This window comes from Vibrio sp. 10N.261.54.E10, from assembly GCF_002877735.2.
In the GTDB taxonomy this organism is placed as follows: Bacteria; Pseudomonadota; Gammaproteobacteria; order Enterobacterales; family Vibrionaceae; genus Vibrio; species Vibrio crassostreae_C.
Window position 1 is genome coordinate 1,544,393 of record NZ_MCXE02000002.1, and the last position, 17,228, is coordinate 1,561,620.

12 protein-coding genes are annotated in these 17,228 nt (G+C 43.5%); 2 read left to right on the forward strand and 10 right to left on the reverse strand.

What is annotated here, in order from left to right; translation table 11 throughout:
• Positions 1-3: 3 nt before the first annotated feature.
• Positions 4-1,335 carry an anaerobic sulfatase maturase gene (locus BCU07_RS18150; RefSeq protein WP_102428976.1) on the forward strand — a complete coding sequence of 444 codons (1,332 nt, stop codon included), beginning with the start codon at positions 4-6 and terminating at the stop codon, positions 1,333-1,335.
• 87 nt (positions 1,336-1,422) lie between these two features.
• Complete coding sequence (locus BCU07_RS18155; RefSeq protein ID WP_017060468.1) at positions 1,423-2,481, forward strand: HEAT repeat domain-containing protein; 1,059 nt, start codon at positions 1,423-1,425, stop codon at positions 2,479-2,481.
• A 114-nt stretch (positions 2,482-2,595) separates the two neighbouring features.
• On the opposite strand, the gene BCU07_RS18160 is transcribed toward BCU07_RS18155, so the two are convergent.
• The 10 genes from BCU07_RS18160 to BCU07_RS18205 form a co-directional block, all read right to left on the reverse strand.
• Positions 2,596-3,648: a sulfate ABC transporter permease gene (locus BCU07_RS18160; protein WP_102428975.1), complete on the reverse strand. Its 1,053-nt coding sequence runs from the start codon at positions 3,646-3,648 to the stop codon at positions 2,596-2,598.
• Between the two features lies 1 nt (position 3,649).
• Positions 3,650-4,126 carry a hypothetical protein gene (locus tag BCU07_RS18165; protein WP_017069467.1) on the reverse strand — a complete coding sequence of 159 codons (477 nt, stop codon included), beginning with the start codon at positions 4,124-4,126 and terminating at the stop codon, positions 3,650-3,652.
• Between the two features lie 9 nt (positions 4,127-4,135).
• Positions 4,136-7,339: a response regulator gene (locus BCU07_RS18170; protein WP_102428974.1), complete on the reverse strand. Its 3,204-nt coding sequence runs from the start codon at positions 7,337-7,339 to the stop codon at positions 4,136-4,138.
• A 213-nt stretch (positions 7,340-7,552) separates the two neighbouring features.
• Positions 7,553-7,927, reverse strand: a complete 375-nt coding sequence (locus BCU07_RS18175) for a hypothetical protein (RefSeq protein WP_017060464.1) — start codon at positions 7,925-7,927, stop codon at positions 7,553-7,555.
• A 108-nt stretch (positions 7,928-8,035) separates the two neighbouring features.
• Positions 8,036-10,174 (reverse strand): ATP-binding cassette domain-containing protein, encoded by a 2,139-nt coding sequence (locus BCU07_RS18180; protein ID WP_102428973.1) that lies wholly within the window; start codon positions 10,172-10,174, stop codon positions 8,036-8,038.
• Entirely contained in the window at positions 10,171-11,757 is a 1,587-nt protein-coding gene (locus BCU07_RS18185) for an ABC transporter transmembrane domain-containing protein (protein WP_017060462.1), read from the reverse strand. Before BCU07_RS18185 ends, BCU07_RS18180 begins: the two co-directional genes overlap by 4 nt.
• Positions 11,747-13,171 (reverse strand): TolC family protein, encoded by a 1,425-nt coding sequence (locus tag BCU07_RS18190; protein ID WP_102428972.1) that lies wholly within the window; start codon positions 13,169-13,171, stop codon positions 11,747-11,749. The genes BCU07_RS18185 and BCU07_RS18190 overlap by 11 nt, the downstream gene beginning before the upstream one ends.
• Positions 13,146-15,377 (reverse strand): response regulator, encoded by a 2,232-nt coding sequence (locus BCU07_RS18195; RefSeq protein WP_102428971.1) that lies wholly within the window; start codon positions 15,375-15,377, stop codon positions 13,146-13,148. The genes BCU07_RS18190 and BCU07_RS18195 overlap by 26 nt, the downstream gene beginning before the upstream one ends.
• 3 nt (positions 15,378-15,380) lie before the next feature.
• On the reverse strand, positions 15,381-16,730 hold the full coding sequence (locus tag BCU07_RS18200; RefSeq protein ID WP_017060459.1) for an HlyD family type I secretion periplasmic adaptor subunit: 1,350 nt from the start codon (positions 16,728-16,730) through the stop codon (positions 15,381-15,383).
• A 12-nt stretch (positions 16,731-16,742) separates the two neighbouring features.
• Positions 16,743-17,093 carry a hypothetical protein gene (locus BCU07_RS18205; RefSeq protein WP_017060458.1) on the reverse strand — a complete coding sequence of 117 codons (351 nt, stop codon included), beginning with the start codon at positions 17,091-17,093 and terminating at the stop codon, positions 16,743-16,745.
• Positions 17,094-17,228: the final 135 nt, after the last annotated feature.

A 17,228-nucleotide genomic window follows, 5' to 3' on the forward strand; every position in this document is an offset into this window, starting at 1 on the left:
ATCATGCATATTACTCAAGGTCCACAATATAACGGTAAAGCGTCTAAGCGCTTGCATGTCATGGCTAAGCCGATTGGCGCAGCATGCAACATTGACTGTAAATATTGTTACTACCTAAGTAAGCAAGATTTGTTGGAGTACAAGAAAGGCAGTTCTCCAAGAATGGATGATGAGACGTTAGAAACCTACATCCGACAATACATCGAAGGTCAAAACACGCCAGAAATTATCTTCTCATGGCAGGGCGGTGAACCGACAATGCTAGGTTTGGCGTATTTTGAACGCGTGGTTGAGCTACAGAAAAAGTACCAACCTGAAGGTGTATTGATTTCAAACGATTTACAAACCAATGGTACCTTGCTGAATGATGATTGGGCGGAGTTTCTTGTGAAGAACAACTTCCTGATCGGTTTGAGTATTGATGGTCCCGAAATGCTGCACAATGCCTATCGTGTTAACAGAGCTGGCCGTGGCACATTTAAACAAGTGATGGCGGCTGTGGAGCTGCTGCACAAACACCAAGTGAAGTTCGCAACGCTTACCTGTGTGAATAACCTCACCAGTCAAAATGCACTTGAGGTCTATCGCTTCCTACGTGATGTTGTGAAGTCACCGCAAATGCAGTTTATTCCTATCGTTGAACAGAAAACGTTCCGAACGGTTGCACCACAAACATCCCAAGTGAGCGAACAGCTCAAACAAGGCGACAAACGCCTGATCCCCGGCCATAAAGATTCGATCATGGAATCGTGGTGTGTGTCGGATTTGGCTTGGGGTAACTTCTTGATTTCTGTATTTGATGAGTGGGCTAAGAACGACATCGGTAAGGTGTTTGTTCAGTATTTTGAAGCAAGTTTAGAAACGTGGATTGGGCGTCCGAACCCATTGTGTACCTTGAACGAGATATGCGGAAAGGGTTTGGCAATGGAGCCAAATGGCGATGTTTTCTCATGCGACCACTATGTTTACCCTGAGTACAAAATTGGCAATATTCATCACGAGAAACTTGATGATTTGGCGTACAGCGCACCACAGCAAAAATTTGGTTTTGCTAAATCCCACACACTGACCAGTCAATGTCAGCAGTGTGATTACAAGTTCGCTTGTCATGGTGAGTGCCCTAAGAACCGCTTTATCAAAACTCGTGCAGGCGAACCGGGCTTGAACTACTTATGTGCAGGTTGGCATAAGTTCTTTTCTCATGTCGATAAGTCGATGGCGTACATCGCTCGCGCGATGGGGCATCCGGTTGCTCATGGTAAATTCAGCGACTCAGTATTGATGGCGCATCGAGCAAAACAGGCGCAACAAGCTACGTTCGAGACCAAGTTTTAACTCGTTCTTTGGATCAACAGGTCCAAGATAAATTTAATCAGATACGAGTCTAAGGACAGGCTAAGTTCTCCAGTTTAAGGTAATACTATGATGAAGAAGAGTTTAGCGACGGCTGTTGCTTTATTGATTTCAACGTCCGCATTAATTTCAACGTCTGCGATGGCTGCGAATAGCGTACAACAAACGGTTGACGCGCCAGCACAAAATATCAATCAAGTGCTTGAAATGACGGACACTCAAACCCGCATTCAACAGTTGTCTTACATGGCACAAGATCAGAATCAATCTGTTGAAAATCGTACTGGTGCACTGCAAGAGCTTGCTTCATATCCAAGCCAAAATGCGCTGGTGGCGGTGGCAAGAGGCTTAAAAGATCAAAACCCTGAAGTTCGTGAAGCGGCGGTTATCGGTTCTGAACCTTACCAACTTGAACATCGCTGGGCGTTAGTTTCACCCTTGCTAAAAGACAGCGATACCATGGTTCGCCATACGGCAACGTCAAACCTAGTCCGTGACTTCAATGCATTGGATGACGAGCAGAAAGCACAAATTGAACCACCAGTCATAGAGCTTATTAGCTTCTTGGAAACGCAAGAATCTGAAAAGTACCAATTACTGTTTGCTGATGTGCTTCGTTGGCACAATGACTGGGATAAGGCGGAAACGGTTTATCTAGAGCTGATCAATACGCATCCAAAAGAAGCGCAAGTTTGGTTGAGCTACGCAGATAATTTTCGAGCTCAGAACAAAGATAAGCAAGCAGTCGAAGTATTAGATCGTGGTTTGGAGAGCGTGCCAAACAACGCCGCTCTGCATTATTCGAAATCGTTGACTCTGGTTCGCCTTGAAGACAAAACTGCGGCAGCCAAAGAGATTGAAGTGGCAGCGAAGCTAGCGAAAGATAACAGCTACTACTGGTACCTAAATGGGGTATTACAAGAAGAGTTGGATATCGACAAGTCGACTAAATCGTTCGAGAAAGCATATTTGATCTCTGGTTCTCCAGAGCAGCTATACGCGGTATGCGATATCTATGTGCGCTACGGAAATGAAAAGACCGATGATTGCTTAGGTGAGCTAGGTAAAGTAGCTCCTGACTATGTTATTGATCAGTTGAAAGATAAACGAGTAGCGCCAAGCTCATAATCTTTAGATGGGTTAATGGTAAGCTGATAAACCGTTATTGAGAAAGCCAGTCGAATATTCGACTGGCTTTTTTGGATCTTAATTGCTGCAAGTGACCATCGATTTGAATTCGAGCTAAAAAACAAAACTCAACATGATGGTGTAGAGCAATGCATCTTTATCGGTTTTAGGGGCGTCAATAAAGGCACCGTTTGACCTACGAGCTTCGAAGAATTGCATTTCACCATTGATAGATATATTTGACATCAAGTCGTAATCTACACCAACTAAGTAGCTACTCCCTTCTAAGTGCTCATTGGCGTTAAATTGCGCGCCGTATACTACGTAAGGTGTGAATACTCCTAAATGGTAACCTAGGCTGGCGTACATGGATGAAGAAACGTCACTGATTTGACCTTCGCTCGCCAATACCGCTTGGCCAAATTCATATTCAGCGCCTAGCGACCAAAGTTGGATGTGTTGGTTGTCTGCTGTTGGAAGCGTGCCAACGTTTTCAATTTTTGTCGTTTGATCGAAATTTGAATCAAGGAAAGATAAGTTCCAACGATAGTTATCACCACTTAATTGAAGGTTTGCACCGAACATTCGGTTGGTTTCAAATTCCAGTTTTGTAGTCGAGTTGAAATCTACGTCATTTTTATCTTTTATGCCGATAAACGGAGTAAGTAAAAGAGTAGCTTCGTCACTGACATCATGAGTCCAGCTCACTTTTATACCGTTGAAAGCTGTGACTCCGAGAACGCTGTTATACACCTCTGTCGGTGGCCTTGCTGTCATATAGGCTTGGCCCACATAGTAGTACTCAGAGGCAAGGAATAATGGTAGTCGTAATCGACCAATGCTGACATCAAAGTCATTAAATTCATAACCTAAGTAAGCCCACTCTAGCTGCGGCTCACTCCAATCATATTGGGGTGGCTTAACAACTTGCACGGAAGCTTTGAATGAGTTGTAGAAGTAATCGAGTTGAACACCAAATGTGGTATCACAGTCGTAACAGCTCTCATCAGTAAAACCGCGGTTGATGATTAATGGATTATCGTTATCCGATGTTGCCCAAGACGTTGAGCCAAAGCCACTCAAGGATAAATTATCGGTAAGTTCGATATTCGCAAAAGCCGGAGAGGCCATTGAAGCACATAACACTGACGTAATTATTCTTTTCATATTATTTCTCCGAACTTATAACGTAGAGAACGTTGGCATTTTGAGGAACCGAAGAGAGTGGGGAGTAACCAATACGGTTTGGTTTGTCATCAAGCCAGTCGACTAAGCTGTCGGTTGACGCCGTTTTGATTTCTCTTGGATAACGCGCTTTTCCTGAAAAAGATAAACCAGCCCAGTGTGCATTCATTTGAGCGGCATTTTTTCCAAGCAAAAGCTGATAAAAGTCCTCTCTTTCGGCACTGTTCTCAGGCCAATCAGACAGTTCAACACGTTTGCCATTGAGGTGCTTAGTTTTCCCTCTATAGAGCTTTCGCGCTTTGTTTATTGATATCTCTTCAAATCCGGAGTCTAAAGAAAATATGGCATAATCTTCAGCGGCATGAGCGGGGCTGAGAAGAAGTAAGCTTCCTAACAACCCTATCACTGCGGGTAGCAGCGCTCTGCACGAGAGTGTTTTAATTGTTTTGATCCAATCCATTGGTTTCTCCTAACAAGTCGCACTTTCTATTTGGTGGAACAGTTTTTCTTTTCTTACGGGCTTCGCTACGTACCCATCCATTCCGGAATCAAAGCACTTTTGAATATCATCATCGATAACACTAGCGGTTAACGCGATAATAGGAGTTTTGCTTAAGCCTTGGTTTTTCTCGTGTTCTCGAATCTCCTTAGTTGCCGTGAAACCGTCCATAACAGGCATCATGCAATCCATCAAAATAATGTCGAAGCTACTGTCGTTCTGGTACATATCAACGGCAATTTGTCCGTTGTCTGCAATTTCAAAGGCATATCCGGCCTTCTTCAGCATGATAGAAGCTACTTTTTGATTGACGCGGTTGTCTTCGACTAGCAAGATTCTCTCTGATTTGCTCGGAATTGCGTTTTGTTCCGCTTCTTCAGGCAAAGTACGTTTGGTCGCAGCCCCGTTGATAATTGGAGTGACAGTTGCAGGTTGTTTCTTAGGTTGAGCTTTATAGGAAGCTGGTAGTGGCATAGCTTCTACCGCGGTGAGTACTTTCTCTTTAAGCATTTCGAACTTGAATGGTTTTGGTACATAGTCATCCATACCAACGTCGAAACACCTCTGAATATCGTCATCGATGACACTGGCGGTCAATGCAATGATAGGGATGCGTCGCGTCGCTTCCGTTTCTTTTTCAATTCTTCGGATGTTGCTTGTTGCATCAAAGCCATCCATAACCGGCATCATGCAGTCCATGAGTATCGCCGCGTAATGAGGATTAGCGGTGAACATGTCCACAGCTTCTTGACCATTATTAGCGAACTCGAATTCAAAACCACTTTTACCGACATGAAGACCAGCAATTTTTTGGTTGATCTTGTTGTCTTCAACGATGAGGATTTTGTGTTGGATCTCGACTGATGTCTGGCTTGCTTCTGATAGTTCCGCCAAACCTCGAGTATCACAAAGCTCAATAGCTTTAATTAAACGCAAGCCGAGTAGGGGCTGTGCGACTTGTGCAGTAACGCTGTCACCAAGATCCGCTGGCTCACTTAAGAAGGAACGTATCAAACAGATAGTGATGCCGTTTTGGTGCAGCTTTTCTAAGTTATCTGCGTGGGTATTAGCTAGGAATGCGTCATCTTCGGCGAAAACAACAGTAATAGGTTTAGTGTGTTTTTGAGTGGAGAGCTGCTCTGTAATTGCCGTTATATCATTCGTTTTATCGGTAACCTTCAAACCATAAAGGTTAAGGTCGGACTCTATTCGCTCGGAGAGCATGTTTTCGTTACCCAGCACATAAATATCAGCCGTTGCTGTACTTGGTTTTGGCAGTATCAAGTCAACAGGCAATACCAAGTCGAAGTAGAAACAGCTTCCTTCACCTTTGACGGAGTCGAGTTGAATTTGACCACCCATCAGCTCTACCAACTGTGTACTGATGGCTAGGCCAAGACCGGTACCACCGAATTGTCTGGTTGTTGAATCATCCTCTTGAGCGAAGGGTTCAAATATTTGTTTTTGTTGCTTTGAATCGATACCAATACCTGTGTCGCGAACGGCAAATCGAATGGTGACATTATCGTCAGATTGTTCGAGCGTTTGGATTGATAATGTGACGCCACCTTCTGCCGTAAACTTCACTGCATTCGACATAAAGTTCATTAGGATTTGTCTTAAGCGGTGATCGTCGATCATCACGCGAGCTGGTGTATCTGGGCTGATATCAACGTTAATCGATATTCTTTGTTCTTTCGCTTTTGGTGCCACAATAGAGGCGATGTCGTATATCGACTCTCTAATCGATGCAGAATGCGGGCTGATTAATAGCATGCCAGACTCAATTTTAGAGAAGTCTAAGATATCGTTGATTAAGCTAAGGAGCAGTTGGGATGAAGTTTCGATCGTATCAACATAGTCACGTTGTGTCGGTGTAAGCGGCGTATCTGCGAGGATTTCCGAAATACCAATAACACCATTGAGCGGGGTGCGAATTTCATGAGACATGTTGGCCAAGAAGCTACTTTTTGCTTTGCTGGCTTGTATTGCGTGGTCTTTCGCGTGTTCGGCATCCTCTTTGGCTCTCTCTGCGTCTTCTTTTGCTACCGTCAATCTCTCTTTCGCGAGCTCTCGTTCGATGGTCAATCGTTCAACTTGCTGAGCAAACAGACTGAGTTCATCTTTACCTTGGATTAATTTATCTAAAGAAGGGCGCGTGTCATCATTTTCGCTTTTTAAGAAAGCTAACACCAAATTAAGGTTGTTAGTGACTTGTCTCGCCAAGCTAAGAGTTAAACCCATAACAATCGCAGCCAGCAAAGCGACGATTGAAATAAACAGGGTTCGTTGTATTTGCGCGTCATAGATGGCTTGCTCAACTTCTTGTTGAAACTCTTGCTTGATTACGCCGCCAAGGCTTTGTAATAAGTTGAGCCGTGCGCTCATCGCTTCTAAGCCGACAGACACTTCTTGTGGCGTCAGTTGGCTGATTGTATTTAGGTCGAGTAGCGCGCTTCTTATCTCTTGGCTTTGAGCAAACACATCATTTCGAAACACTTCAACCATCAAAGAAACTTGATGTTCGTTGGCGTTCAATGAAACAAAGCGCTCTAAGAACAATTGCTGTCTTTCACTCAAGGTTTTGATCTGTTCGGCGAGTTCTGGGTCGTACTCTTGGCTGATTTGGAAGATCTCAATCAGTGAACTACCAAGCTTGAACTCTTCGTTCGACCAAAACATCAACCACTCAAGTTGTTGAAGGGCAGTGAGGTGCTGTTGAATTTCACGTTTAGTGTTTTCAAAAGGGACTTTCTCTACTTCAAGTAACAGTTGCTTGTATAAATCGCTCTGCCATTCGAGGGCATCCAATTTATCGTAAGTGTCAGTCACTTGCATCGTCGATAAGGTCGCTTCGCTGAAATCGGCAACAAGTTGATTCATTTCATCAGATGCGTCTAAAAAAATGATGGGAGACAGGTTTTTAAGTTCTGCCTTTACTTGGTTGCTTTGAGTAGCAAACTCTTCAGGGCTAGAGGCTAAGGTACTTCTATACAAAATAGAAATATCTTGAAGATAGACAGATAACTGATTGGTTCGTTCAAAATCGGTTAACTGAGTCGTTAATATATAAGCCTGTCTACCTGCTAGGAAGAGTAATAATGAAATGGGAAGTAGAACTAAGCCAAAGAGTTTATGTTTGACTGAAAGGTTATTCCAAACCGTAATCGCCATATAAGGATCCATCCAACTGTCGTTATATAAAAACAGTAGAATAAAAATGCCGATATGGAAACTTTGAAACGGTAAATTTTACGTAAGTGTGGGAGAGGTATAAGTTCTTGTGATTCCAGAGCTTATTTGGAAATGCGTTCTTTTATTAGTAATTTATAGCGTTTGGCAGTTTGTTTAATTTTATGCTTATTGATGAATCACTTAAAAAGCTTACTAATGAGGACGATTGTTATCGAGGCTTAATTCGAAAAGAAGTTGCTCTAATACGGTTTTTGCAGAGGGTTCTAATGTCCAAATACCGAGCATTCTGTTAAGTGCGGCGCGATACACTCTGTTTTTTAGTAGGAAGGCGAGTGTGCTCGTATCATTGCTGAATACGTGCATTTGTACGATGGTGAGCTCTGCTTTGTTCTCAATGTCTATTTTCTGAAGATTGAAAGCGGGTAGGAAGGCAGACTCATACCAAACCTCAACGATCTCTCGAAGCTCCATCTCTTCTTCAGGTACATCGCACTCCTGAAGTTGGTGGTTTTCAGGAATTGCGGATAAGTAAGCTACATCAAGCTTGTCTGCAACGAATGTGTACATATTCTTCCTTGTTACCTGTGGTATTGGGGCGAATCATCCCTCTCGCTTATGAATTTGTCAATTATATCCATTTCCCTAAATAGCGAATTGTGATTAAGCGTTGAGGTTTTAGCTTAAGCTGTTTAAGTATTTGTCTGTTAAGCCAAAATATTTCAAATTTCCATCCGGCTCTAACACTAAACTCATGTTTGATGTTGCGATCAAACCAGGGTCGTTGGTCGAAAAAATGACTGTTTTATTCAGCAACTTATCGCTGAACAAACGGTTAAAGTACTGCGCATTTTCATTTTCTGCACCATTGAATGGCTCATCAATAATAATCAGAGATTGCTCACAGTTACCTAAGCCGAGTGCCAGACGCAATTTTTGTTGAATTCCATTCGGAAGACTTTTGCATTTATCCACGCTTAACTGAGTAGCCAAGCCTTCCGGAAGCCATTCATCTAATTCGAAGAAGCTGATCATCTCTTGCATCTTGTCTGTTGGAATCAGTCCGTTGTGTAAAATGAAGTTGGTCTCAAGTGAGCCTTCAAAAATATGCAAATTGAAAGGGATGTAGTTAATCGACGTGCGATAACGGTAGCTATTGAACTGTTTAATGTTGTAACCATCGACAGATACAGCGCCTTGATAGCGGTCTTCTAACCCAGCAATGATTGAAATTAAGGTGGTTTTACCGCAGCCCGTAGGGCCACAAATGACCACTTTGGCACTGGGTGGGATTTTGAACCCCAAGTTAGTTAAACCCGTTGCGGCTCCTGCATATCGGTGACTGACTCCGCTGCCCACAATGCTTCCTTGGAACAGGCGAATAGGTGGGCTTTTTTCTAAGGTCAATTTGTCGTCATTCATCGACATCAGGTTGTTTATCTGTGCTGATGAAGCCTTGATCGATTGGAACTTGGAAATTGAGTTATAGATACCCATGATTGGGCCTAACGCTTTCCAAACCAAAATAACGGTTGCGAGCATGGCACCCGCATCAGAAGTACCTTCCATCACGCCGATTACCGCGGTCACGATACTTGCTGTACCAATCACTTGAATCAAACTGCCACCAGCGGCCTGAATCTTACTGTTAGTCACGGCAACGTTCTCTGCATCGCTGGTGCTTTGCATATGCGATGCACTGAATCGAGATTGAACGACACGAAGTAAAGGCAGGCCTTGGATTGTTTTGATACCACGAAGGATTTCGTTCCATTGATACGAGACCATCGCATTGGCGCGCGAACTTTTGGATGTGGCTTGCGAGTAGATATAGCGAGAGTAAATACAGAACACTAACATCAGGATTAAACCACCCATCACCACTAATGCCGCTGTACCAGACATCAGAGCAATGGCGATGATAAATACGATCACAAACGGCATATCAAAATAGCTGAGCGTCGATTCGGCAGTCACCAAGCGTCGGAAGGTATCGATATCTTTCAAACGTGCTAGCTGAGAAGAGACCCCAGCAGTAGATGTCATCGCATAGGGTAGCCAAAGCAACTTAGATATAACGGCTTGCGAGATGTGCACGGCGAGGTCTTTACCGGAAGTGGCAATGATGTTGACCCGCATTTTCTTAAAGAAGTATTCAGAGAAGCCGACAATAATGGCGAATAAGGTTAGCCAATAGAGTGTGGCTTCGGAGCTCGAAGTCAGTGCGAAGTTATATACACTCATAATAAAGAATGGCTGCAATGCACCGAGAATACTGATGACGAAGCTGAGAATGATCAGGCTTTTAAGTTCATTGTTATAACGATAGAAAGCGTATTTAATCCAATTGCTTCTGTCTTGCGATTCCGGAGGTGGCTCGCGGAACAGACGAGAATATTCGCTAATCGCAATCAGCAAACAGGGCTTTTTGCACATTGGGTATTCAATGGTGTTGTTGTTCGTGTAATCAAACAGCAGCAACTTTCCATCTTTGGTGCCTAAGAAAATCGCACTTAGATTCTCTATTTCAATAAAGCATGGCTGAGGGTGTTTATCTATATTCTCGAGTGTCTTTAATTTGGTCACATCACAGCGATACCCAAGACGCTCTATGGTTGCTGTAAAGCTGTCGCTGTCTTTGTGTTTCGGAATAAAAGCATCGCTGAGTATCGCGGGTGTGCCTTCCCATTCGAGTGCTATCAAGGTGTAGGCCAAACCGCGGATAAGTGGCGATTGACTGTAACGTTCGTCGTATCCGCTGGATTCAAAATCCAAGACACGTTGCGGTATATTATTGAAGTCGACTAAGATACTCATTGGTCACCTCCGGTAAGTTTTACGCGTTTGAGGCGATGGTTAAGCTTGTCCATTTTATTACTGGCGATGATCAAGATTTTGTCGTTGGCTCGATAAGCCGTACTGGTGAGAACCATTCGTGCAAATTCCTCATCAAACACACAGTCGATGTCATCAAATATCAATACGCGCTTACTGGCGAGCAGGGCGCGAACTAATAATAGGGCGTAGCCAACTTGGCGTGAGAATGGGTTACGCATATGGCCTTTGAGTTCTGTATAAAAACCGGCAGGAAGCCCATCAATTTGAGCTTTGATGTTCATGGTTTCACACAGTGCAAACGCCGTGTTATTCAAGCTTGGGCGGAAACAGGTGAGGTTATCGATAATCGTCCCTTCTACGAACGAACTGGTCTTATCAACCATCAGAACACTGTTACGCCAAACGTTGTAATTGACGTCATCCAAAGGCGTGTCGTTAATCATGATATCTAGTTTGCTATCACTGTTCTGACGCGTAATACAGTTAGCGAGGTGGGTCTTACCTGAACCACTTTTCCCTGTCAGCAAATAGGCTTGTCCGAGTTCGAACTCGATACGCTGCTTTTCAGAATACTTAACCGAGATACGTTCTACTTCTGTTGTTTCATGTTGGTGTTCAACAGAGGCGGCCAATTCAAGGAGGTCAACGATACGCTGAATATGGAGTTTGTTTAACTCCCAACGGCTCGCGGTGCGCATCACTTGTTGGTAAGGCGCAAAATAACGGTTGGTTAGCATGATGATCGCGGCCATGATGCCTTGGCTAGATTCCATATTGATAACGGCCGTTGCCAGTACCACAACAACACAAGCTATAGAAAGCTGTTGGATGAGCGCCAATATTAGGCTGAAGTTAGATTCAATCTGCTCATATTTGATGTTCTCAACTTCGCGCTCTTCGACCATTTGTGTCATCAGGCTTTCAACGCGGTATTCCATATTTCGAGCTTTGATATCAAGCGGGCTAGAGATGATCTCAATGATTTTGGAGGTAGTTAACCCTTCGATGTCTGACTTATTCTGCAAGCTACCAATTTTCTGTTTGGAAAGGCTCCACGCGAAAATAGCCAAGATGACAGAGGCAATCAGAAGTGTAATACCAGCCCATATGTTGATGAGCCCTATGATGAGGATAGTGATCACGCTGACGGCAAGGTTGATCAGTGCTCGAACCGACTCTCCACCAAAGAAAGTCTTAAGTTCAGGAATGGTTGAGATTCGTTCTAGGTATTCGCCCGGTTCTAAACGGCGGAATTTAGAGATCTCAGCCAAACAGATGGATTGAAATACCTTGTTGGTTAAGTTGGTCTCAAACTGCCTCATGATGACAGAGGATATCTTCTCTTCCTGATTTTTCAGATGATAGTCGAGGAAGATGGAAATCAAGATAATCGCGAACAATAAGAACAGAGTATCTTGTGCTTGGTTGGGTAACACTCGGTCAAAAATGATCAGAATGGAGAAGGGCAGTACCAAACCAAACAGGGTCGATATTATCGTTGAGAAAGTCAGATAACACTTATCTGCCATGTTGATCTTTTGCGAAAACTGCTCAGTTTGCATTGCGACCTCCTTTCCTCAACGACTCCGTTGAGAGAAGATGTTTAGGCACCAAATCTTGATTGTCTCGTCCCTCAATATCGCTCATTAATTGCATCACGCTTTCGATAGATTGAATTGAGAGTATTCCCTTAATTTGCTCAAGCTTGATGGTCTCGATGATGTAGTCGTATCGTGCGCTTTCGTAGTCTCTTAAGGCGCTGAATAGTTTACTTTCCGCCGCCAGCAAGTCGGTGATAGTACGCGTGCCCAATTGGTAGGCTCTTTGGATCCCTTTATAAGACGCGTAGTTGGCGCGAATGATGTTTTCGTAACTGCTTATAGACTGCGAGAAATCGTTAATGTTGAGCACGGAGGTATTCACACTGTTACGTGTGGTGTAAAGCGAATCTTGGTAAAGCAGCTCAGTACGTTCGATGGCCGTCGATGATTTTTGATAGCCGTAGTAATCAGAGCCACCAGACAAGATAGGAACTGCTAGGTTTAACCCAACACTGGTTGAGTTACTTTCGCCTGTCGCTGTAATGTCGGTTTTGTCGAAGTTATTGGCGTCATCGTGTCGATAGCTGGCTGAAAGCGATACGGTCGGTAAGAAGTTCGAACCGCTCTCTTTTAAGCTTCTGCGGCTTCTCTCGACGTTTTTCTTAGCCACTAACAAGTCGTTGTTGAGCTTTAACGCTTGATCCATGATTGATCGTTGTTCGGTTTCGTTTATCTCTTTTAAAGGCACACTTTCGTAGATATCTTGAGACGGAGTGATAGGGTATTGAATTTGAATAGAGAGCCCGTTGAGAATGACGCGACGATCTTTCTGCAAGGTTCTTAATCGGTTCGACACACCTTCTTTCTGAGCTATTACTTCGTACAGCTCACTAGCGGCTGTATTGCCGAGCTCCACATTGCGTCGCATCTGATGTTCACGCGTCTCAGACGATTTAAGTTCGACCTTAGTCGCTTTTATCTGTGCGTTGTTTTTCAAATACTCAAAGTACTGTGAGCCAATTTCAGAGATGGTGCTTTGGATTTTGTTCTCGTGTTTAATCTCTTCGATATTGAAGTCGAGCTTTGCTGTCCCATATTTGAAAATGTCACCAAGGTTGAATATGGATTGCGATAACGAAAGGCTGTAGCTGTTTGAGTTATAGCTAGAGGTTTCATCGGGTACGCTCGATAGCAAGGTTTCATTCTCGTTCCATGTGGTATCGGCAGCACCATTGAGTGAAGGCAGAAACTTAGAGCGACTGATACCAATGTTGTACTCGTTTTCTTCCACGCCCTTATCACTAGCGCGAAGAGACAGGCTGTTTTGCAGGCCGAGCTCTACCGCTTCAAGCAGGGTAGTCGCCGATGCTGAAGGTGTCGTGCTTAATACAAGCGCAGCCATGATGCTGCTAGTTAAGTTTTTGTACCGCCACATACTTGTTGATCACCTTGATGATTTGGTCGCTTTTATAAGGTTTGCTGATCACGTAATCCATTCCGGCCTCAATACAAGCCTGGTGTTCGTTACTGCTGGTCAATGCGGTTGCACCTATGATGGTACAAGGGTTTTTCTCGTTTTGTTGTTCGAATTGGCGAATACGTTTTGTTGCTTCGATGCCGCCCATCCCCGGCATGATGCAATCCATGAAGATGATGTCAGAGCGCTTATTCATGAAGTGCTTCACAGCATCGGCGCCATCGCCAACCATGTCGGGTTCGTATTCTTGCTTGGTCAAGATTCGTTTCAGTAAAATCTGCTGAACTCGGTCATCCTCTACGATCAGGAATGAGCTGTTCTCCATCTGTTCTTCCGATGCTTCCGCTTCCATAATGGTGAGTAGGTTTGGAATGAACTCATAAGGGATAGCAGGGGCGTTGATGATTTTGTCGACGAAGCTATGACACTCTTGTGCTTGCTGAGTGTTGGTCACTGACAACAGTAACTTGGTATTTGGGTGGTTCTTAAGCTGAGATTTCACAGTCTTACTTAGTGAGGGCAGTTTGTTGGGTTCAAAGGTATCGGTGAGCATAATCGCATCGTAATCACCGAACGTTTTCGCCGCTGAGAAAAGCTCATTTGCAGTGCGAATCTCGGTGATATCAAGCCCCAAGTTACTGAGCATTTTCTTCATCACATCGATGCGAACTTGAGTATTAGCACACAAGAGTAAACGCTTGCCATCAAAGCGAGTTTTCTCTGTGTGGAAGTTTTTAGCCTTAAGATCAAGCTCGATCTGAAAACGTTCCTGAGCCCCTGACTGGAACCAGTGGCTCTCGTAATATCCGTAATCCTTCAGAACGCTTTTCGCTAAGTCATCTGTGCTGGCTGTATGGTCTTTGTGTGCGCTCCAATGGAGTTTATTGAGCTTGGCTACAGAGACATCTAACGTTGAAAGGAAGTTTAGATTGATGGTAACTCGGGTATTTTCCATGTCTGAAGCCGCCCCAGATTCAATCGTCACAAATAGTTTCTTATTTGATTTGAGTTGAATGGCATTGGAAAGCTGCAGGAACAATATCCAGAACAAGCTGGTGGATTGGCCTTCTACGCGATTGGGTAAGTTGTCGGAAATAAAGCAGTCCAGTTGGCTTTCATTACGTTGTACTTTGGCACTGATATGAATCATTAATTCAGATAACACGCTCAGCAGAGAAAACTCTTTCGACTTGCTTTCCGTACCCTGTGAAATCAATCGATTATAGTTTTCTGCTAGCTCAGATAGGGTGCTACATGCAGAGGTAATATCCTTCGCCATCAATACGCCATTTTCATCGGTTTCTTGAACCAGATATTGGACACCACCGTTGATGGTGTTTGTAATTCCGCGAATCTCATAACCGATCAGCGCATACAACTGTTTGTAGAGATCGTTATTGCGCTTTTGGTCTTCTAATTTACTGAAAATAAGTTTGAGATGAGAGTAAATCTGACGCTGCTTGGGGTTGATGCTAACTTCATTAAGAAGCTCTTCAAGACGTTGTAAATCTAGCTGCTTCAGCTCTTGATACAGGGCATCGAATTCATAGTCGATTTCGCGTTCGTTAGAACTGGATTTCTTTAGCTTCAACATAGCAACTGAGTTGGATAGAATCGTAATCACAGCCAATATCACGACCACCATAAACAACCAGATAAAGAACTCGTTTTTTTCTGACATTAAGTCATTTGCATGGTTGTTAAACATGGTGCGATAGTTGTCGTCCATCTGCAGATAGTTATTGGTCAATGAAAGGTACAAGCCTAATACGTCGTTACGTGTTTTTGCGCTATCGGAGAAACGATTAATCGCCAATTCCAGTTGTGTGTATTCAGTTGCCCCAACCAAGCTGAACTCGGTTTTGTTCAACGAGGCTAAAGAGCGAAATTCATCAATTTCAAGCTTCAAGTTAACCAGGTTGAATTCGTTAGTGCCGCAAGTGTTGGTACTTAAACACTGTTGCAGAGTTTGAATATCTTGTTCTATGGTCTGATTAAGCTTCTGGGCTTGTATGAGCAGTGGGGCGCTTTGCACTTGTGCGACTGAATCTATTTTTGACCAAGAACAGTATAAATAGAAAGCGAGCGCAGCCAATACCACGCTAAATAGTATGCTTAGACGTAGGGCGGGTATGGAAATATTGTACGAAGGTTTACCGCTCATTGATTATCTCTCATCGAAAGCATCCTCGATGGCTGACATCACCGGTTTCGCAGCGTATTCGATCACGCGACGCGAGCCTGTTTTCACATCAGCGGTAAACTCCATGTAAGGTGATAACTTGTATTGAGTGCCTCCTCGTTCAAGAAAGTTTCGGTCAATTTCAATCTCAGCTAAATAGAATTCAGCGTCTTCTTCTTCGTATGATGAACGGCTGATTGAGGCGATGGTTCCCTCAACAAACCCGTATTTTGCAAAGTTATAGGTATCCATTTTTACTTTCACTGCCTGACCAATTTCGACAAATCCCATGTCTTTACGTGGGATCTTCGCTTCACCGTGTAACGAATTATTTATTGGGGCAATATCGGCGATACTTTCTCCTGGCGGAATCACAGCAGAACGGAAATTGAAGTGAAGTTTATCGACCACACCATCGACTGGCGAGTAGACGACTAGGCGATCAACCTTGTCGGAATGCTGCGGTTGTAAGATTCGCTTTAGCTTGAGGTCTTTGTTCGCTTGAATGATTTGTGCTTGGTACTCAGAGTTTCGATTCTCAACCAAGTCACGGTGTTGCTTTTCCAGTTTGTCGAGTTGGAAACGCTCATTCATCACAGATTCGTCAAGGTTCTCAATCTCACGCACCATATTCGACTCTTGTACTTTCATGTTAAGAACGTCGACATAAGACGCCATCTCTTCTTTATAGAGGGTGTTTTTGATGTTGAGCTGCTTACGTATCAGAGAGAGTTGATTCTCTGAACTTTTGCGACGCTTTAACATTGAACTGATCAACGAGTTCTTGTGCTTAATATCGTGTGTAATGAGTTCTTCATTTGAACGGTTTTTAGAGAATTCTTGTCTCCAGGTATTCATGTTGACCTGAACTTGCTCAGGGTATTTCTCAATGAAAGCGTCGAAGTTAGGCTCTATCATGTCGCGTAAGCTTTCATAACGAATCTTATCGAGCTCTATCTGAATAATTTCAGTATTGACGGTATCAAGTTGAGTGTTACGGTCAAGTGAGCGTATTCGAGCGATAGGTTGGCCCTCATAAACGACTTCCCCTTTTCTGACTAACAATTCTTCTAATATCCCGCCTTCTAAATGCTGAACTTTCTCAACATCCGATTCCAATAGCAGTTCGCCACGTACAGAAACAACAATATCGATACGTGCTTGTGACGCCACCGCAATAGCGACCAAAGCGAGCAAGAATATAATGAGCAACGTTTTGTGAACGCTGGTCATGGCACTAGCAAGCACAATAGTGTCATCAGCTGTGACCTTAGAAGCCTCGTTATTGGAAACGAGTGCTTTTCTGAGGTGATGTTCTATTTGGTTATTGCTCATGACTGACCTCGGTTACTTGCCATCTATTACTTCCTTAATATCCAACAAGTGGTTGATTTGTCGATTGACGTTGTGCAATTCAGTTTTTACATCCTCTATTAGATCTTCCGGCGCAGGAAACTCGTGTCTACTCAAGTGTTCCAATTTGGCCATTTTTGGCGGAAGGTCTTGGTCGCAGAGCAACGTTAAGATGGTCTTCAATCGTTTTGAGTAACTATTGAGTTCATCAAAATGATTACCGTTATGAAGCGCTTCTATATTTAGGGCTGCGTCAGAAAAGTCATTGTAAAAGTCGCCTAATAGCAATTGCAGCCCTTTGTGGTTGTTGTCGACCGAGCGCAACAAATTCGTCATGTCTATCATCGCTCCACTGCCTTAATTGCTTTAATCACAATAACTAAGGATCTTTAAAGGCAGTTTTCAAATTTTTTTTGATTCTTTCTCTTTAAAAAGAAATTATGAAAAATGTTGTATAAAAAATTGGTTTTTCAAAATGAT

What these genes read in the sequence shown, in the direction of transcription:
- BCU07_RS18150 (WP_102428976.1), top strand. Translation starts at nt 4, where the DNA reads ATGCATATTACTCAAGGTCCACAATATAACGGTAAAGCGTCTAAGCGC.
- BCU07_RS18155 (WP_017060468.1), top strand. Translation starts at nt 1,423, where the DNA reads ATGATGAAGAAGAGTTTAGCGACGGCTGTTGCTTTATTGATTTCAACG.
- BCU07_RS18160 (WP_102428975.1), bottom strand. Translation starts at nt 3,648, where the DNA reads ATGAAAAGAATAATTACGTCAGTGTTATGTGCTTCAATGGCCTCTCCG.
- BCU07_RS18165 (WP_017069467.1), bottom strand. Translation starts at nt 4,126, where the DNA reads ATGGATTGGATCAAAACAATTAAAACACTCTCGTGCAGAGCGCTGCTA.
- BCU07_RS18170 (WP_102428974.1), bottom strand. Translation starts at nt 7,339, where the DNA reads ATGGCGATTACGGTTTGGAATAACCTTTCAGTCAAACATAAACTCTTT.
- BCU07_RS18175 (WP_017060464.1), bottom strand. Translation starts at nt 7,927, where the DNA reads ATGTACACATTCGTTGCAGACAAGCTTGATGTAGCTTACTTATCCGCA.
- BCU07_RS18180 (WP_102428973.1), bottom strand. Translation starts at nt 10,174, where the DNA reads ATGAGTATCTTAGTCGACTTCAATAATATACCGCAACGTGTCTTGGAT.
- BCU07_RS18185 (WP_017060462.1), bottom strand. Translation starts at nt 11,757, where the DNA reads ATGCAAACTGAGCAGTTTTCGCAAAAGATCAACATGGCAGATAAGTGT.
- BCU07_RS18190 (WP_102428972.1), bottom strand. Translation starts at nt 13,171, where the DNA reads ATGTGGCGGTACAAAAACTTAACTAGCAGCATCATGGCTGCGCTTGTA.
- BCU07_RS18195 (WP_102428971.1), bottom strand. Translation starts at nt 15,377, where the DNA reads ATGAGCGGTAAACCTTCGTACAATATTTCCATACCCGCCCTACGTCTA.
- BCU07_RS18200 (WP_017060459.1), bottom strand. Translation starts at nt 16,730, where the DNA reads ATGAGCAATAACCAAATAGAACATCACCTCAGAAAAGCACTCGTTTCC.
- BCU07_RS18205 (WP_017060458.1), bottom strand. Translation starts at nt 17,093, where the DNA reads ATGATAGACATGACGAATTTGTTGCGCTCGGTCGACAACAACCACAAA.